This is a genomic window from Pseudonocardia humida, assembly GCF_023898865.1.
Lineage (GTDB): Bacteria > Actinomycetota > Actinomycetes > Mycobacteriales > Pseudonocardiaceae > Pseudonocardia > Pseudonocardia humida.
The window spans coordinates 69859-86671 of sequence record NZ_JAGSOV010000046.1 but is presented as its reverse complement, the minus strand read 5'-3'; the positions used below and the strand labels follow the sequence as shown (position 1 = coordinate 86671).

General features: G+C 74.1%; 19 protein-coding genes and 1 tRNA gene. 10 read left to right on the top strand and 10 right to left on the bottom strand.

Annotated elements, in window-relative coordinates; translation table 11 throughout:
• Window positions 1-11: 11 nt before the first annotated feature.
• Both KDL28_RS22355 and KDL28_RS22350 read right to left on the bottom strand, forming a co-directional pair.
• Window positions 12-1259, bottom strand: coding sequence for a branched-chain amino acid ABC transporter substrate-binding protein (locus KDL28_RS22355; RefSeq protein WP_252441421.1), 1248 nt, complete (start codon window positions 1257-1259; stop codon window positions 12-14).
• A 454-nt stretch (window positions 1260-1713) separates the two neighbouring features.
• On the bottom strand, window positions 1714-2349 hold the full coding sequence (locus KDL28_RS22350; RefSeq protein ID WP_372497042.1) for an ANTAR domain-containing response regulator: 636 nt from the start codon (window positions 2347-2349) through the stop codon (window positions 1714-1716).
• Window positions 2350-2491: 142 nt separating this feature from the next.
• Between KDL28_RS22350 and KDL28_RS22345 the strand changes: the two genes are divergently transcribed.
• A tRNA-Leu gene (locus tag KDL28_RS22345) sits at window positions 2492-2565 on the top strand.
• A gap of 32 nt (window positions 2566-2597) precedes the next feature.
• On the opposite strand, the gene KDL28_RS22340 is transcribed toward KDL28_RS22345, so the two are convergent.
• Window positions 2598-2972: a hypothetical protein gene (locus KDL28_RS22340; protein ID WP_252441420.1), complete on the bottom strand. Its 375-nt coding sequence runs from the start codon at window positions 2970-2972 to the stop codon at window positions 2598-2600.
• Between the two features lie 242 nt (window positions 2973-3214).
• Here KDL28_RS22340 and KDL28_RS22335 point away from each other — a divergent pair, with 242 nt between their 5' ends.
• The 7 genes from KDL28_RS22335 (at window position 3215) to pip (ending at window position 7317) form a co-directional block, all read left to right on the top strand.
• The gene (locus KDL28_RS22335) at window positions 3215-3472 is read left to right on the top strand and encodes a helix-turn-helix domain-containing protein (RefSeq protein WP_252441419.1); all 258 of its coding nucleotides are present in this window, start codon (window positions 3215-3217) and stop codon (window positions 3470-3472) included.
• Complete coding sequence (locus KDL28_RS22330; protein ID WP_252441418.1) at window positions 3459-3959, top strand: Clp protease N-terminal domain-containing protein; 501 nt, start codon at window positions 3459-3461, stop codon at window positions 3957-3959. The genes KDL28_RS22335 and KDL28_RS22330 overlap by 14 nt, the downstream gene beginning before the upstream one ends.
• The gene (locus KDL28_RS22325) at window positions 3956-4744 is read left to right on the top strand and encodes a CPBP family intramembrane glutamic endopeptidase (RefSeq protein WP_252441417.1); all 789 of its coding nucleotides are present in this window, start codon (window positions 3956-3958) and stop codon (window positions 4742-4744) included. The genes KDL28_RS22330 and KDL28_RS22325 overlap by 4 nt, the downstream gene beginning before the upstream one ends.
• 89 nt (window positions 4745-4833) lie before the next feature.
• Window positions 4834-5331, top strand: a complete 498-nt coding sequence (locus KDL28_RS22320) for a DUF309 domain-containing protein (protein ID WP_252441416.1) — start codon at window positions 4834-4836, stop codon at window positions 5329-5331.
• On the top strand, window positions 5328-5720 hold the full coding sequence (locus tag KDL28_RS22315; RefSeq protein ID WP_256502417.1) for a PaaI family thioesterase: 393 nt from the start codon (window positions 5328-5330) through the stop codon (window positions 5718-5720). The genes KDL28_RS22320 and KDL28_RS22315 overlap by 4 nt, the downstream gene beginning before the upstream one ends.
• Window positions 5720-6337, top strand: a complete 618-nt coding sequence (locus tag KDL28_RS22310; RefSeq protein ID WP_252441415.1) for a class I SAM-dependent methyltransferase — start codon at window positions 5720-5722, stop codon at window positions 6335-6337. The genes KDL28_RS22315 and KDL28_RS22310 overlap by 1 nt, the downstream gene beginning before the upstream one ends.
• Window positions 6334-7317 carry a prolyl aminopeptidase gene (pip, locus tag KDL28_RS22305; protein WP_252441414.1) on the top strand — a complete coding sequence of 328 codons (984 nt, stop codon included), beginning with the start codon at window positions 6334-6336 and terminating at the stop codon, window positions 7315-7317. The genes KDL28_RS22310 and pip overlap by 4 nt, the downstream gene beginning before the upstream one ends.
• 75 nt (window positions 7318-7392) lie before the next feature.
• Here the strand turns inward: pip and KDL28_RS22300 are convergent, their stop codons facing one another.
• The 5 genes from KDL28_RS22300 to dprE2 form a co-directional block, all read right to left on the bottom strand.
• Window positions 7393-8568 (bottom strand): ABC transporter substrate-binding protein, encoded by a 1176-nt coding sequence (locus KDL28_RS22300; protein ID WP_252441413.1) that lies wholly within the window; start codon window positions 8566-8568, stop codon window positions 7393-7395.
• A 36-nt stretch (window positions 8569-8604) separates the two neighbouring features.
• The gene (locus KDL28_RS22295) at window positions 8605-9357 is read right to left on the bottom strand and encodes an ABC transporter permease (RefSeq protein WP_252441412.1); all 753 of its coding nucleotides are present in this window, start codon (window positions 9355-9357) and stop codon (window positions 8605-8607) included.
• Between the two features lie 70 nt (window positions 9358-9427).
• Window positions 9428-10303, bottom strand: coding sequence for an ABC transporter ATP-binding protein (locus tag KDL28_RS22290; RefSeq protein ID WP_252441411.1), 876 nt, complete (start codon window positions 10301-10303; stop codon window positions 9428-9430).
• Window positions 10300-11166 carry an ABC transporter permease gene (locus tag KDL28_RS22285; protein ID WP_252441410.1) on the bottom strand — a complete coding sequence of 289 codons (867 nt, stop codon included), beginning with the start codon at window positions 11164-11166 and terminating at the stop codon, window positions 10300-10302. Before KDL28_RS22285 ends, KDL28_RS22290 begins: the two co-directional genes overlap by 4 nt.
• A 146-nt stretch (window positions 11167-11312) precedes the next feature.
• Entirely contained in the window at window positions 11313-12050 is a 738-nt protein-coding gene (gene dprE2 / locus KDL28_RS22280) for a decaprenylphospho-beta-D-erythro-pentofuranosid-2-ulose 2-reductase (RefSeq protein WP_252441409.1), read from the bottom strand.
• A 109-nt stretch (window positions 12051-12159) separates the two neighbouring features.
• Here dprE2 and KDL28_RS22275 point away from each other — a divergent pair, with 109 nt between their 5' ends.
• A complete protein-coding gene (locus tag KDL28_RS22275; RefSeq protein ID WP_252441408.1) occupies window positions 12160-12978 on the top strand; it encodes a shikimate dehydrogenase in 819 nt (272 codons plus the stop codon).
• Between the two features lie 4 nt (window positions 12979-12982).
• Here the strand turns inward: KDL28_RS22275 and KDL28_RS22270 are convergent, their stop codons facing one another.
• A complete protein-coding gene (locus KDL28_RS22270) occupies window positions 12983-13570 on the bottom strand; it encodes a class I SAM-dependent methyltransferase (RefSeq protein WP_252441407.1) in 588 nt (195 codons plus the stop codon).
• A 112-nt stretch (window positions 13571-13682) separates the two neighbouring features.
• Here KDL28_RS22270 and KDL28_RS22265 point away from each other — a divergent pair, with 112 nt between their 5' ends.
• Entirely contained in the window at window positions 13683-15044 is a 1362-nt protein-coding gene (locus KDL28_RS22265) for a PLP-dependent cysteine synthase family protein (RefSeq protein ID WP_252441406.1), read from the top strand.
• 7 nt (window positions 15045-15051) lie between these two features.
• On the opposite strand, the gene ilvD is transcribed toward KDL28_RS22265, so the two are convergent.
• Window positions 15052-16743, bottom strand: a complete 1692-nt coding sequence (gene ilvD / locus KDL28_RS22260) for a dihydroxy-acid dehydratase (RefSeq protein WP_252441405.1) — start codon at window positions 16741-16743, stop codon at window positions 15052-15054.
• Window positions 16744-16813 lie beyond the last annotated feature (70 nt).

Genomic DNA, 16813 nt, shown 5'->3' with positions numbered 1-16813 from the left:
TGTGGAGTCGGTCAGCCCTCGAAGGCGCCCGTGGAGCCCTCGACCGGAGCGAAGCTGTCGCCCTCGACCTGGTAGACGGTCAGCACCTTGTTGGTGGTGTCGCCGAACTCGTCGAAGGAGATCTCACCGCTGGCGCCCTGCAGGTTGGTCTCCTGCACCGCGGCGACGATGTCGGCGCGCCGCTCCGCCGAGTAGTCGCCGTTGGCCAGGGCCTTGGCGAGGGCCTCGATGACGACGTTGGTGGCGTCGTAGGTCAGCGCGCCGTAGGTGCTGTACTCCTCGGTGAAGTTCTTGGCCGCGTAGTCGTCCAGGAACTGCTTGGCGCTGGGCAGCGACTCGGCCGGAGCGCCGACGCTGGTGGCCAGGTCGCCGGGGCGACCGCCGAGCGAGACGTAGGTGGCGTCGACGATGCCGTCGCCGCCCATCAGCGGGATGTTCAGCCCCGCCGCGGCCAGCTGCGCGGACAGCGGACCGGCCACCGGGTACTCGCCGCCGTAGTAGACGGCGTCCGGGTTGAGGGCGCGGATCGTGGTGATCACGCCGGAGAAGTCGGTGTCCCGCTCGCCGACCTTCTCGCGGGCGACGATCTGCGCGCCCTTCTTCTGGGCCTGCTGGGCGAACTGCTCGGCCAGGTTGGCGCCGTAGGTCTTGCCGTCGTCGATGACCGCGATGGCCTTCTTGCCGGCCGTCTCGACCAGGTAGTTGGCCGCGAACGGGCCCTGCACCAGGTCGGTGGTGGACACCCGGAAGTAGTTGTCGAACGGCCGCGCCGGAGCGGTGGCGTAGTTCTCGCCCAGGGTCAGCGCCGGGCCGGTGTTGGCCGGGGAGACCTGGACGATGCCCTCCTGCTTGAGGATGGGCTGCACCGTCTGCGAGGTCGACGAGTTGAGCGTGCCGATGACGCCGACGACGTTCTCGTCCGAGGCGAGCTTGGTGGCGGCCTGGCCGGCGACCTGCGGGTTGGCCTGGTCGTCCTCCGCCTGGAAGGCGAGCTCGTAGCCGGGGACCTTGCAGGCCTCGTTGGCCTGGTCCACGGCGAGCTGGGCCGAGTTGCGCATACCGAGGCCCAGCGCGGAGAGACCGCCGGACAACGGGGCGACCATGCCGATGATGAGGGTGCCCTTGCTGGTGTCGCAGGCTCCTGCGGTTGTGCCGCCGCCGCCTTCGCCCTCGCCCTCCTCCCGGTTCGTCCCGCAGGCTGTGAGCCCGAGGGTCCCGGCGAGGATCGCGGCGGTGATGATCGTCCGCCTCCGAGTCATGCTGTGTCCTTCCGTACCGCGCTACCGCGAGGGTGTCTGAGTCGCGCGCGGTCCATGGGTGCGGTCCGACGCGAGCGTCGCGGACGTTAAGGGACTCGTCGGTACGCCGTCACCACCGGCGCCCTGTCCTTTACCGGTTCGCAACCAGAAGGGTCCGGAGTTCTCCCACTGGCGACCGCTCGTCGCTCAGAAGCTACCGCTAGGCGCGGGGCGCAGGGGCAGGAGCGCCGGGCTCCGTGCGACCCATTACCACAACCCCGCAGGTAGACACGGTGCGGGGCACCCCAAGGCACCTCACGGGCGACTCCGCGGGTTCGGTAACCCGCGAGTGCCGGGAGGATCCCGAAAAGCAGCCCCCGGGCCGATCCGCTCCCGATCGGGGAAGGGAGATCGGCGCGAGGGCTGCGCGTCGTTCGGCTCGCGACCGCGCCGGTGCGGCGCGGTCGCGAGCGGATCAGGACGCCGGGGCGGCGAGTCCGTCGACGACGGCGTTCGCGACGGCCTTCATGGTCGTGCGGCGGTCCATCGCGGTGCGCTGGATCCACCGGAACGCCTCCGGCTCGGTCATCTTCTGCCGGGTCATCAGCAGGCCCTTCGCCCGGTCGACGACCTTGCGCGTCTCGAGGCGGTCGGTCAGCGTGGCGACCTCGTCCTCCAGGGCGCGCTTCTCGGCGAACCGGGAGACCGCCAGCTCGATGGCCGGCACCAGCTCGTGCCGGGCGAACGGCTTGACCAGGTAGGCCATGGCGCCGGCGTCGCGGGCCTGCTCGATGAGGTCGCGCTGGCTGAAGGCGGTGAGCATGACGACCGGGGCGATCCGCTCCTCGACGATCAGCGCCGCGGCCGCGATGCCGTCCACCTTGGGCATCTTGACGTCCATGATGACCAGGTCGGGGTGCAGCTCGCGGGCGAGCTCGACGGCCTGCTCGCCGTCGCCCGCCTCGCCGGCGATGACGTAGCCCTCCTCGGACAGCATCTCGGTGAGGTCGAGGCGGATGAGCGCCTCGTCCTCGACGACGAGCACACGCAGCCCGGTGACCGGTTCGGCCTCGGTCGAGCTCGTGGCGTTCTCGGAAACCTGCTGGGTCACAGGGCACTCCCTCACACCGGGTTGTCGTACCGGAAGGATTCAGAATACCGCCGGGCCCGAATCACCCCGCTGTGATCCCGAACCGGCACGCCGTGGTCCACGACCGGACCGCTACGCTGCGCTCGTCCGGCCCGCCGGACCGGCCCCTGTAGTCCAACCGGCAGAGACAGCGCTCTCAAACAGCGTCCAGTGTGGGTTCGAATCCCACCGGGGGCACAGACAGGTTCTGCGAACCGCTGAGCTGGGGTTCATCCCTGCGTGTGCCGGTGGAGTGCGTCGAGCAGGGCGATGTCCGCCGGGCCGGGGCGAGCGGTGTCGGCCGCGTCGGCGGTGTCGAGATCGCAGACGGCCGACAGGGCGGTGCGCTTCTCCTTCTCAAGGCCGTTGCAGCCGTGGCGCGGGGCTTTGGTGAACGGGTCGTCCGGGTCGCCGCCCTGGGCTTGGCGCACGAGGCCGCGTCGGCGGCGGACCAGGTCCGCCACTACGCGTTCGAGGCGTTCCCGCTCGGTCTGGCGGGCGGCCGCGGCCCGGTCGTCGCCACCGGCGAGGTCGACGGCGAGCAGCGCGGCGCGGTCGGGACCGAACACCCGCTCGGCGCAGAAGCGGCAGACCGCGTCCAGCACGGCGCGCTCGTCGAGGTGGACCGCCTCGGGTGCCCGACGAGCCGGTCGGTGCGGCCGCGGTGGTTGCCGCCGGGCCAGCACTGGTACCAGGTGGTCGCGCCGCGGTGGTTGCCGTTCATCCGGGAGGCGGACGTCGGGGGGCGTTGTCGGCGCGGGAGTGGGCGACCCCAGATCCGGCCGGAGCCGCGAACTCACCGTGCGTCGCAAGCAACCGCGGTTGACTGATAGCGACTTAGTCAACTATGGTTGCTTACATGCCCGATCAGGACGCTACCGGAGTTCGGGATCCCGCGGACGCCTTGGCGGCGGTGGCGGCACTGCGCCGGCTGGCCGACCAGCTGGAGGACGCAGCCGTCGAGCAGGCGATGCGATCGGGCTGGAGTTGGCCCGACGTCGCCGAGGCCCTGGGGATCACGCGCCAGGCGGTGCACAAGAAACATGCGAAACGGCTCATCGCGGCCGGGGTCAAGCTGAGGAGGCGCGACGATGTCCGCGGTTGACGAACTCCTCGCTGCGGTGCTCGCCGCGGCGGAGGACGAGGCTCGCCACGACAGCTCACCGACGGTCGAGGCGCGGCATCTGCTCCTGGCGCTCGCCGGGGAGCCCGAAGCGATCACGCAGGCGGTGCTCGGCCCGGTGGGGCTCGACCACCAGGGCGTGCGTGCAGCGCTGGACCGGGAGTTCGAGCACAGCCTGAGCACGGTCGGCTTCTCGCCTGCGACCTACGCGCTGCCGCGGCCGAGCGCATCGCCCGACCATCCGCGGCTGGGCTCGTCAGCCAAGCTCGCGCTCGAGCGGGGGTTCGCGAGCGTCGCCCGCAAGAAGGACCTGCGCCAGGCGCATGTGCTGCTCGGGGTCCTGCGGGCCGAGGTCGGATCCGTGGCGCGAGCGCTCAGCCTGGCCGGGATCGACCGATCCGCGCTGGTGGATCGGGTGCGAGAGGGTCTCGCGAGGAGCGAGCGCCCGGACGGCGAGGAAGCGCCATGACCTTGACGGGCACGGGAGCCGGCGGCATCGCCGACCGGCTGGTCGCGAAACGGCATGCGCTACCGCTGTCGATCGCCCTGCACCTCGCGCCGGGTGCGATCATCACAGCCGGCTACGTCCTGGTGGGGGCGCCGCTGATGACCCAGCTGAACTGGCCACCGCTGCTCGGCCTCGTGCTCGCCATGTGCGTGCTCCTCGTGCCGATGGAGCTCGGACTGCTGCTGTACCTGGGCCGCCGCCGCAACGGCCGGGCGTCGCTGCGGGGCGTGCTCGACTACGTCGACAGGCCGACCCGGCCCGGCCCGCTGGCCGGGATCGTCGCCGGCCTGATCGTCGTGGTCATCGTCGTGTCGTTCGTCCTGAGCCCGCTCAACAACATGATCTACAAGTACCTGTTCTCGTGGATCCCGTTCGAGAGCACGGGCGGGGCCGGCGGGTTCATCGCCGGGTACCCGCGAGCGACCGTCGTGATCACACTGGCGGTGAGCGTGGTGCTCAGCGGGATCGTGCTGCCCGCGATCGAGGAGCTCTACTTCCGCGGTTTCCTGCTGCCCCGCTTGGCCCACCTCGGCCGATGGGCGCCCGTCCTGAACACCGCGCTCTTCTCGCTGTACCACTTCTGGACGCCGTGGCTGTTCCTCTCCCGCCTCGGGTTCTTCCTGCCGACGGTCTGGGCCACCTGGCGGAAGAAGGACCTGCGGATCTCGCTCTGGGTGCACTGCGGGGCGAACACGCTGACGCAGTCGGTCGTCCTCATCGCCGTCCTGTTCGGCGTGGGTTCCTAGCCCGGCGCGGGTCTGCGCGACGGGCCCGGGCGCTGCGGCATGGTCCGCGCCGTCGGGACGACGGGGCGCGGACGTGGCACGGTGGGCGGGTGATCGGACGCGACCGGGACGACGCGGGCCGGGCCCGCAACCTGCGCCCCCGCGACGCCGCCGGCCGACCGCTGCCGCGGGGCGCCACCGGTGTCGAACGGGTGCCCGACGACCTCGTCCTCGCCCCGGACGAGGCCGTCACCGAGGCCCAGCGGCTGATCGACGAGGGCCTGCCCTTCCCCGCCCACGACGTGCTGGAGGCGGCGTGGAAGGCCGCGCCGGAGTCCGAGCGGGGGCTGTGGCGGGCGATGGCCCAGGTCGCCGTGGGGCTCACCCACGTGCAGCGGGGCAACGCCCGGGGCGCGACGGCGCTGCTGAAGCGGGCCGCCGACGGGCTGCGCCGGTGGGTCGGAGTACCGCCGGCGGGACTCGACCTGGTGGGATTGGCCGACCGGGCCGAAGCGCTGGCCCGGCAGGTCGAGCGGCACGGGACCGGCGCCGTCCCGGCCGACGACCTGCGCCCCCGACTGCGCCGCGACGAGGAGTCCTCCCGATGACGCCCGAACAGCTGGTCGACACGATGCCGTACGCGAAGGCCCTGGGGATGGCGGTGACCGCGGCCGACCCGGCGGAGGTCGTCGGGCACCTGGACTGGGGGCCGGAGCTGTGCACCACGGGCGGGCTGGTGCACGGCGGGGCGCTGATGACGCTGGCCGACAGCCTGGGCGCCATCTGCGCGTTCCTGAACCTGCCGCCGGGCGCGGGCACCTCGACGATCGAGTCGAAGACCAACCTGTTCCGGGGCGTGCGCTCCGGGCGGGTGCACGGCACGTCGACCCCGCTGCACGTCGGGCGCACGACCATCGTCGTGCAGACCGACCTGCGCGACGACCGCGGCAAGCGGGTCGCGCTGGTCACCCAGACCCAAGCGGTGATCACGGGCTAGTGGACTTCCCCCCCGGCTTCTTCGCCCGCACCGACCCGGGCCCGGACGCCGCCTTCTACGGCGCCACCCGGATGGTCACCCACATCGACGACCGGGCCATCGCCGCGGTCGGCGCGCTCTACTCCGAGCTCGGCATCGACGGCGAGGTGCTCGACCTGATGTCGTCGTGGGTCTCGCACTTCGAGCGCCCCCCGCGCCGGCTGATCGGGCTGGGCATGAACAGTGCCGAGCTGCTGGCCAACCGGGCGCTGGCCGGGCACGTGGTGCACGACCTCAACGCCGACCCCGCGCTGCCCCTCCCCGACGGCTGCTTCGACGACGCCGTCTGCTGCGCGTCGGTCGACTACCTCGTGGAGCCGGTGGCGGTGTTCCGGGAGGTGGCCCGCGTGCTGCGCCCCGGCGGGCGGTTCGCGGTCACCTTCTCCGACCGCTGCTTCCCGACCAAGGCCATCCACGGCTGGCTGACCAGCGACGACGACGAGCACATCGCGATCGTGAGCCGGTACTTCGCGCTGTCGGGCGGCTTCGGGCCGGCCACCGCCGCGCTGCGCACGCCGACGGGGCGCGGCGACCCCCTGTACGCGGTCTGGGCCGAGGTGGGCACGATCGGCGGATGACCGACCCGCGGCCCGACCCGGAGCCCCACGACAGCGGCCTGCTCGACGTCGGCGACGGCAACCACGTGCACTGGGAGACCAGCGGCAACCCCGAGGGCACGCCCGTCGTCCTGCTGCACGGGGGCCCGGGCCAGGGCACCTCGCCCCGGATGCGCCGCGCCGCCGACCCGGAGCGGTTCCGGATCGTGCTCGTGGACCAGCGCGGCTGCGGGCGCAGCACCCCGCACGCCGCCGACGTCGACACGGACATGAGCGTCAACACCACCGAGCACCTGCTCGCCGACCTGGAGCTGCTGCGCGCGCACCTCGGCATCGACCGGTGGCTGCTGACCGGCGGCTCGTGGGGCTCGACGCTGGCGTTCGCCTACGCCGAGCGGCACCCCGAGCGGGTCTCGGCGATCGTGCTGTCGGCGATCACCACCACCCGGCGCAGCGAGGTCGACTGGCTCTACCGCGGGGTCGGCCGGTTCTTCCCCCGGGAGTGGGAGCGGTTCCGCGACGGGGTCCCGGAGTCCGAGCGGGCCCGGGTGACGGCGGCCGAGGGCGCCGGCGCACTGCTGGCCGAGTACGTCCGGATGCTCGACGACCCCGACCCGGCCGTGCGGGAGCACGCCACCCGGGAGTGGGCGGCCTGGGAGGACGCCGTCATGGGCGGGGAGCCCGGCGGCGACGCCAACCCCTTCAGCGACAAGCCCGGCCGCGACCTCGCGGCGATGGTCCGGATCTGCGCGCACTACTTCGCCAACGGCGCCTGGCTGGAGGAGGGCGCGCTGATCCGGGACGCCGCCCGGATGGCCGACATCCCGGCCGTGCTGGTGCACGGCCGCCTCGACCTCGGCGGCCCGCTCGAGACCGCGTGGGAGATGGTCCGGAACTGGCCCGCCGCCGAGCTGGTGGTGCTGGAGGGCGCCGGCCACCAGGGCGGCGAGCAGCGCCGCGCCGTCCTGAGCGCCGCCTTCGACCGCTTCGCCGCGCTGTAGCGGGTGGTGGGGGGGGGGGGGGGGGGGGGCGGGGCCCCCCCCCCCCCCCCCCCCCCCCCCCCCCCCACGACCGGATCAGGCGCCGCCGGGGTTGAGGGTCACCTCGGTGGGCTGGTACGAGCTGCCCACCACGTCCACGCCGTCGGCCTTGAGCAGGTCGAGGGCCTGCTGGACGTACTCATTGCTGAACGCCTCGGGGTCCGGGTCCTGGGTGAGCACGGTCTGCCCGTCGGCGTTGACCGCCGTGCGGGCCACCTGCACGGTGCGGTCCCACGCCGCCTGGTCGATCAGGCCGGCGCCGGAGGGGGCCGGCCAGATCAGCTTGTTGACCTCGTTGATCTGCCACAGCTGGTGGCTGGCGCCCAGCGTCGAGCCCGCCTTCACCACGATGTCGCGGCAGGACTCCAGGTTGTCGCGGCAGTACGCCCAGCCCTTGAGCGACGCGGCGATGAACTTGACCGTCGTCTCCTGGTAGGCCGGGTCGGACAGCCGCTCGGTGTTCGCCCAGATCGCGTCCTGCAGCATCGCGGTGCCCACGTCGTTCCAGTCGATCACGGTGAAGTCCGAGGGCTGGTAGAGCTGCCCGGTGTCAGGGTTGGTGGCCTCGAGCACCTGGGCGTACTCGTTGTAGGACATGGCCTGCGCGGCGTCGATCTCACCGGAGAGCAGGGCCTGCATGTCGAACTGCTGCTGCACGAGCGTCACGTCGGTGGCGGGGGTGATCCCGGCCCCGGTCATCCCGGCGAACAGCTCGAACTCGTTGCCGAAGCCCCAGTTGCCGACCTTCTTGCCGCGCAGGTCGGCCGGGGAGGCGATGCCGCTGTCGGCGAAGGACACCTGGTAGGTGCCCGAGCGCTGGAAGACCTGCGCGACGTCGGTGATCCCGGCGCCCTGCTCGCGCGAGGCCAGCGCCTTGGGCACCCAGGCGATCGCGTAGTCGGCCTGGCCCTGGGCCAGCACCGTCTGCGGGACGATGTCGACCCCGCCCTCCTTGATCTCGACGTCGAGTCCCTGGTCGGTGTAGAAGCCCTGGTCGACGGCGGCCAGGTAGCCGGCGAACTGGCCCTGGACGAACCACTGCAGCTGCAGGGTCACCTTCTGGTTGCCGCCCGCGGCGGCACCGCCACCGCCGGAGGTGTCGGATCCGCCGCCCTCGGGCGTCGTGGTGCAGGCGGCGACGGACACCGCCAGCGCCGCGGCCACCGCGAACACGCGCAGCGGCCGGCGCGACAGCATTGGTCGTCGGGACATCTGACCCCTCCTTCGTGGACTCCCGCGCCCGGACCCTCAGGTCCGGCCGCGGGTCACCAGGCGCTCGGTGAGCGACCCGGCCAGGTGGAACAGCAGCCCCAGCACGATCGAGGCGGCGACGAAGGCCCACGCCCTGGCGTAGGCGGTGTTGGCGGCCGCGGAGGAGACCCGGCTGCCCAGCCCGTTCTGCAGGCCCCCGAAGTACTCGGCGACGATCGCGGCGATGACCGCGGCCGGGGCGGCCAGCCGCAGCCCGGTGACGATGTGGGGCACCGCGCCGGGCAGCCGGACGAACCGGGCGTGCTGCCACGGCGACGCGGCCAGCGCGGTCATCAGCTCGTCGTGCACGGGGAGGACCTGGCGCAGCCCGCGGGCCGTGGAGACGAACACCGGCACCAGCACGACGATCGTGACCACCAGCCGGCGCGGCAGCTCGGTGGTGGAGCCGAACATCGTGGTGAACACCGGCGCGAGCGCCACGATCGGCACCGCGCTGGCCGCCAGCACCACCGGGGTGGTCAGCTCGCGCAGCAGCCGCGACCAGGCGGCCAGCAGGGCCAGCAGCACGCCGAGCCCGAACCCGGCGAGCAGCCCGACCAGCGCGTTCCCGCCGGTGACGGCCGAGGTGCTCAGCAGCACGCCGAACTGCTGGCCGATCGCCGCGCCGATGGCGCTGGGCGCGGGCAGCAGGAACGCCGGCACCCCGGCCAGCCGCACGACCAGCTCCCAGGCCACCAGCCCGAGCACGCCCAGCGCCAGCGGCGGCCAGGCCCTCAGCACAGACCTCATCGCTCTCCCCCGCTGCGCTCGCTCGGCGACGCGGGCAGGCGCTGCGTCGCTGGTCCGCTCGCGAGCTCGCTCATCCGTGCCCCTTGCGCAGGGCCTCGCGGACCGCGGTGATCGCGGCGAAGAAGGCGGTGGACTCGCGGACGTCGTCGACCCGGTCGGACAGGGCGTCCCCGGCGAGCTCGGCGCCGTCGACGCCGTGCCCGAGGGGCGCGCGGGTCCCGCGGGGGCGGCAGCCGTCGATGACGTCGGTGATCCGGCCCGGGCGCGCCGACATCACCACGACCCGGTCGGACAGCACGGCGGCCTCCGGAATCGAGTGCGTGACGAACAGGACCGCCGCCCCGGTCTCGCCGGCGATCCGCAGCAGCTCGGCCTGCATCCGCTCCCGGGTCATCTCGTCGAGCGCCCCGAACGGCTCGTCCATCAGCAGCAGCTGCGGGCTCGGGGCCAGCGCCCTGGCGATCGCCACCCGCTGCTGCATGCCGCCGGAGAGCTGGCCGGGCCGGGAACCGGCGAAGTCGGCCAGGCCGACCAGCTCCAGCAGCTCGCCCGCCCGCTGCCGGCGCTCGGCCTTCCCGACGCCGTGCACCTGCAGCGGCAGCTCCACGTTCTCCGCGACCGTGCGCCACTCCAGCAGGCCCGCCTGCTGGAACGCGATCCCGTAGTCCTGGTCGAGCCGGGCGCGGCGGGCCGTCTTGCCGCTGACCTCGACGGTGCCGGCCGTGGGCTGCTCCAGGTCGGCCACCACGCGCAGCAGCGTCGACTTGCCGCAGCCCGACGGCCCGATCAGCGACACGAACTCGCCGCCGGCCACGGTCAGGTCGATCCCGGTGAGCGCCCGCACCGACCCGAAGGCCTTGTCCAGGCCGACCAGCCGCACCGCGGCCGTCGCGTCCGCCGCCCCGTCCGCCGTCTCGTCCCCGGCCCCGTCCGCCGTCCCCGTCACCGCACACTCCCCCGGTAGCGCCGCAACCCCACGTCCAGCAACCCGACCGCGCCCGCGGCGACCAGGCCCAGCACGGCCGCGCCCAGGATCGCCGCGTACATCCGCGACGGGTCGCCGGTGGCCGACTGGGCGTACTCGATGATCAGCCGGCCGATCCCGCCGCGGGTGCCGGTGGAGATCTCCGCGACGATGGCCCCGACCACGGCGGCCGCCGTGGCCAGCCGCAGCGCGGGCAGCAGGTGCGGGACCGAGGCCGGCAGCCGCAGCCGCAGCAGCGTGGTCCACCAGCCGGCGGCCATCGCGCGGAACAGCTCGACGTCCGCCCGGATCGGCGACGACAGCCCGCGCAGCATGCCCACCGCCACCGGGAAGAACGCCAGGTACGACGAGATCACCATGACGCTGGCCCAGGGCTGCCACGACCAGCCCAGGATCGCGATCTTGCCGCCCCAGCCGGCGACCAGCGGCGCGATCGCGATCAGCGGCACGGTCTGGGACAGCACGACGTAAGGCAGCGCGGCCCGCTCGACCAGCTCGAAGCGCAGCATCACCAGGGCCAGGACCATGCCCAGCACCGCGCCGAGCACCAGCCCGCCCAGCGCCAGCCCGAGGGTGAACAGCGCGGCCGCGGCGACCGCGACGCCGACCAGGCGCGCACCGGGCACGGCCACCTCGGGCCGGCCGAGCTGGGCGAGCACCGTCCACACGTGCGGCATGGCGGCGTCGTCGGTGCGCGGCAGGACGCGGGTGTCGCCCACGCTCACGCCGGCGTCGGGCAGCACCAGCTTCGCCAGCTCCCACAGCAGCACCAGCAGCACGAACCCGGCGGCGGTCATCAGCGCCGACCGCCATCTGCCGCCCATGTCCTGGCTCCTGACTGCCACTGATCGAACTGGCGCCGATCACCCGTCGCGGGAAAGGCGATCCTGCGAGGCACGGATGACGCTGACGTTACGAAACGGTTCCAGTAGGCGCTATCACCCCGCGGAGTCCACCCGCCCCGAACCGGTCAGCGGGGCATGCGGCGCCAGAGGGCCCGGGGGGCGTGGCGCAGCAGGGCGAACACCGGGCGCAGGACGCCGGGCACCCACACCTCGCCACGACCGCGGCGCAGCGCGGCGACGGTGGCCTCGGCGACCTGCTCGGGGGTCGAGGAGAACGGCGCCGGGCGCATGCCCTCGGTCATCCGGCCGATGACGAAGCCCGGGCGCACCAGCAGCAGCCGCACGCCGCTGCCGTGCAGGGCGTCGGCCAGGCCGGAGGCGAACCCGTCCAGCCCGGACTTGGCCGAGCCGTAGACGTAGTTGGCCCGCCGCACCCGGGCCCCGGCCACCGAGGAGAACACCACCAGCCGGCCGCCGCCCTGCGCGCGCAGGACCGTGGCCAGCCGGGTGAGGACGGCGACCTGGGCGACGTAGTCGGTGTGCACGATCCGCACCGCGTGCGCCGGGTCGCGCTCGGCGAGCGCCTGGTCGCCGAGGATCCCGAACGCGACGAGCACGACGTCGAGCCGGGGGTGGCGAGCCAGCACGCCGTCCAGGAACGGGCCGTGCCCGTCGAGGTCGTCGGCGTCGAACTCGACACGCTCGACCGCGGCCGCCCCGGCCTCCCGCACCAGCTTCTCCTCGGCGTCGAGGTCGTCGGCCCGCCGGGCGGCCAGCACGACCGTCGCGCCCGGCGCCAGCCGCCGCGCCACCTCGATCCCGATCTCGCTGCGTCCGCCCAGCACCAGCACCGTCTCAGCCACGCCGCGCACCCTAGGCCCGGACGTCCTCGACGTAGCGGTGCACGGTCACCCCGACCGCGCCGGGGGCGGCACGGGTCGGGCGCCCGGACCGCAATGGGATGCTGGCCCCATGCGCGCTGCGGTGTTGGGGTCCCCGGTGGGGCACTCGCTCTCGCCCGTGCTGCACGGGGCGGCCTACGCCGCCCTCGGGTTGCACGACTGGCACTACGACGCCCACGAGTGCTCGGAGCACCAGCTGGCCGGCTTCGTCGCCGGGCTGGACGACGACTGGGCGGGGCTGTCGCTGACGATGCCGCTCAAGCGGGTCGCCCTGGAGGTCGCCGACGAGGTCTCGCCGCTGGTCGCGGCGACCGGCGCGGCCAACACCCTGGTCCTGCGCGGCGGGCGCCGCCGCGCCGAGAACACCGACGTCGCCGGGATCGTCGCCGCCCTGCGCGGGGCCGGCGCGGGCACCGGGCCGGCGGTGGTCCTCGGGGCGGGCGGGACGGCGCAGGCCGCGCTGGCCGCGCTGCGCGAGATCGGCGCGACCGACGTCACCGTGCTCGTCCGGTCGGCGGCCCGGGCGGGCGAGCTGCGCGCCGCGGCCGAGCGGCTCGGGATGGCTCCGGCGCTGCGGGAGGACCTGTCCGACCCGGTGCGCGCGGCGCGGGCGCTGGCCGGCGCGGAGGTCGCGATCTCCACCCTGCCGGGCCCGGCCGCCGACGCGCTCACCGGCGCCGGTCGCGGCGCGGTCGTCCTGGACGTCGTCTACGCGCCGTGGCCGACGCCGTTCGCGGCGGCCGCGGCGGCCGCGGGCGCCCGGGTCGTCAGCGGGCTGGAGGTGCTGCTGCACCAGGCGGCGGCCCAGGTGGCCCTGATGACCGGGCGGCCGGGCCCGGTGGGGGCGATGCGCGTGGCCCTGGAGGACGCCGTCGCCGCCCGGGCGTGAGCCCTCACCCCGGCGCCGCGTGCACCAGGACGGCGTAGCGGGGGTCGTCGCCGAGGGCCTCGCGGTCCCAGGTGGCGTACCGCTCGGTCGGCAGCAGGCCGGCGTCGGCGCACCAGCGGTCGTACTCGGCCGGGGTCGGCCAGCCGGGTCGCAGCGCGAACCCGGCCACCAGACGGCCACCGGGCGTGAGGTGGCGCGCACAGCGTGCGATCGCGGCTGTTCGGGAGGCCGCAGTGACGTACGGCACGACGTTGCCGGCCAGCACGACCACGTCGAACCGCCGCCCGAGATCGAGTTCGGCCAGGTCGGCGACCCGCCAGGGCAGTTCCGGGGCCTTGCGCCGGGCCGCGTCGACCATCTCCGGGTCGGCGTCCACGCCGACCACGTCGACTCCCCGGCGGGCCAGCTCGATCGCGACCCGCCCGGTCCCGCACCCCGCGTCCAGGGCGCTGACCGGCGAGAACGCCATCACGAAGGCCGCCTCGCCGTGCGGGTCGCGACCGGCGGCCGCCATCGCCCGCCACCGTTCGTCGTAACCGTCCACAGTGAACCGGTCGCGCCAGCTGCTCCAGTCCCCGGGCAATGTCGACACCGCGGCAGCCTACGGACCGCGACGCCCGCCGTCCCGGTTCACACCAGCCGAGAGGCTGGCCTCCTTCGCCAACTCGTACATGCGTGCGGGATCGGTGAGGCACGATCAGGACGTGACCATCCACGAATCCGTCCTGGATGCCGTCGGCGAAACACCGCTGGTCCGGCTCAACCGCGTGACCGCGGGCCTGGCCCCGGCCGTGTACGGCAAGGTGGAGTTCAGCAACCCTGGTGGCTCCGTGAAGGACCGCGCGGCCCTCGCCATGGTCCGCGACGCGGAGCGCACGGGGGCGCTGCCGCCCACCGGCGGCGGGGTGATCGTCGAGGCCACGTCGGGCAACACCGGGGTGGGACTGGCCGTGGTCGCCGCCCAGCACGGCCACCGGGCGGTGTTCGTGGTGCCGAACACGATCGCCCGGGAGAAGGTCACGCTGCTGCGGGCCTACGGCGCCGAGGTGGTGGAGACCATCGGCACGCTGCCCCGCGAGCACCCCCGCCACGTCAAGAACCTGGCCGCGCGCATCGCCGAGCAGACCCCCGGTGGCTGGTACGCCAACCAGTACGACAACCCCGCCAACCCGCGCGTGCACGAGCTGACCACCGGCCCGGAGATCTGGCGCCAGACCGACGGGCGGGTCACCCACCTGGTCTCCGGGATCGGCACCGGCGGCACCATCAGCGGCACCGGCCGCTTCCTGCGCGGCCACGGCGTCGTCGTGGTCGGCGCCGACCCGGAGGCCTCGGTGTACGGCGGGGGCGACGGCAGCCCGTACTACGTGGAGAGCGTCGGGCACTACCGCCACCCCGACACCCGCGGCGAGGACTCCCCGCAGGTCTACGACCCCGCCGTGGTCGACCGGATGCTGCGCGTCCCGGACCGCGAGTCGCTGCGGATGACCCGCCGCCTCGCCCACGAGGAGGGGCTGCTGGTCGGCGGGTCGTCGGGCTGCGCGGTGGCCGCCGCCCTGCGGCTGGCCGAGGAGCTGGGCCCGCGCGACCTGGTCGTGGTGATCCTGCCCGACTCCGGGCGCAACTACCTGTCCAAGTACTTCGACGACGGCTGGCTGACCCGGCTCGGCTTCCAGGACGCCGCGGCCGGCCCCCGGGTGCGCGACCGGCTGCCGGGCGCCGCCCGGCTCCCGGTCGCCCCGGGCGGCACTCCGCTGGCCGAGGTGCTGCGCGCGCACCGCGAGGGACCGGTCGCCGTGGTCGTCGCGCGCGAGTCCGGCGACCCCACCCGCTCCCTGCCCGAGGTGCTCGGCGTGGTGCGGGTGGAGGCGCTGCGGGCGGTGGTGGACGGCGAGCCCGGCCGCGCCGACGAGGACGTGGCCGGGCACGCGGTCCCGGCCACGGCCGTGGGCGCCGGGGAGGCGGTCGACAGCGCCGCCGCCCGGCTCGGCCCCGCCGAGCACGTCCTGCTGCTCGTCGACGGCCGGGTGGTGGCCGTGCACCCCGCCGAGCTGCTGCGCGGCTGACGGACCCTCAGCCGCAGACCGCCCCCTCGGCCGCGGAGCCGACCAGCTTCGCGTACTTGGCCAGCACCCCGAACCGCATCGCCGACTCCCGCGGCACCCAGCCCTCCCTGCGGTGCGCCAGCTCCTCGGCGTCGACGTCCAGGTGCAGCGTGCGGGTGGTCATGTCCAGCACGATGCGGTCGCCGTCGCGGACGAAGGCGATCGGCCCCCCGTCGACGGCCTCGGGGGCCACGTGCCCGACGCACAGCCCCGTCGTCGCCCCGGAGAACCGGCCGTCGGTGAGCAGCAGGACGTCCTTGCCCAGGCCCGCGCCCTTGATCGCGCCGGTGACGGCGAGCATCTCGCGCATGCCCGGACCGCCGCGCGGGCCCTCGTAGCGGATGACGACGACGTCGCCCGCCTTGAGCGTGCCGTCCTCGACCGCCGCCATCGCGCCCGCCTCGCCGTCGAAGACGCGGGCGGTGCCCTCGAAGGTGGCCGCGTCGAAGCCGGCGCTCTTGACCACCGCGCCGTCCGGGGCGAGGGAGCCGCGCAGGATCGTCAGCCCGCCGGTGGGGTGGATGGGGTTGTCCAGGGCCCGCAGGATCGACCCGTCCAGGCCGGGCGGGTCGATCTCGGCCAGGTTCTCGGCCATCGTCCGGCCGGTCGCGGTCAGCACGTCGCCGTGCAGGAGGCCGGCGTCGAGCAGCGCCTTCATCACCACCGGCACCCCGCCCACCCGGTCGATCGTGGACATCACGTGCGCGCCGAACGGCTTGACGTCGGCCAGGTGCGGGACCCGGTCGCCGATCCGGTTGAAGTCGTCTAGCTCCAGCGGCACGCCCGCCTCCCGGGCGATCGCCAGCAGGTGCAGCACGGCGTTGGTCGACCCGCCGAAGGCCATCACGACCGCGATCGCGTTCTCGAAGGCCTCCCTGGTCATGATCTGGCGGGCGGTGATGCCCTTGGCCAGCTGGGCCACCACCGCCTGCCCCGAGGCGCGGGCGATGCCGTCGCGGCGCCGGTCGACCGCGGGCGGGCTCGCCGACCCCGGCAGCGCCATCCCCAGCGCCTCGGCCGCGCTGGCCATGGTGTTGGCCGTGTACATACCGCCGCAGGCGCCCTCCCCCGGGCAGATCGCCCGCTCGATGGCGTCGACCTCCTCGCGGCTGATCAGCCCGCGCGCGCAGGCGCCGACGGCGGTGAACGCGTCGGCGATCGTGACCTCCCGGCCGTCGACGTAACCGGGCAGGATCGAGCCCGCGTAGACGAACACCGAGGCCAGGTCGAGGCGGGCGGCCGCCATGAGCATGCCGGGCAGGCTCTTGTCGCAGCCGGCCAGCAGCACGGTGCCGTCGAGCCGCTCGGCCTGCACCACCGTCTCCACCGAGTCGGCGATGATCTCCCGGCTGACCAGCGAGTAGTGCATGCCGACGTGGCCCATGGAGATGCCGTCGGAGACCGAGATGGTGCCGAACTCCAGCGGGTAGCCGCCGCCGGCGTGCACGCCCTCCTTGGCCGCGGTGGCCAGCCGCTGCAGGGACAGGTTGCACGGGGTGATCTCGTTCCAGCTCGACGCCACCCCGATCTGCGGCTTGGCGAAGTCGCCGTCGTCCATCCCGACGGCGCGCAGCATGCCGCGGGACGCGGTGGCCTCCAGCCCGTCGGTGACGGCGCGGGAGCGGGGCTTGAGATCGACTCCGGGGTCGGTGGCGTCCATCGGCCGAGTCTGCACCGGACCGCCCCGCTACGCCGAACCCCTGGTTGAACATCCGATGTTCACCCACCCG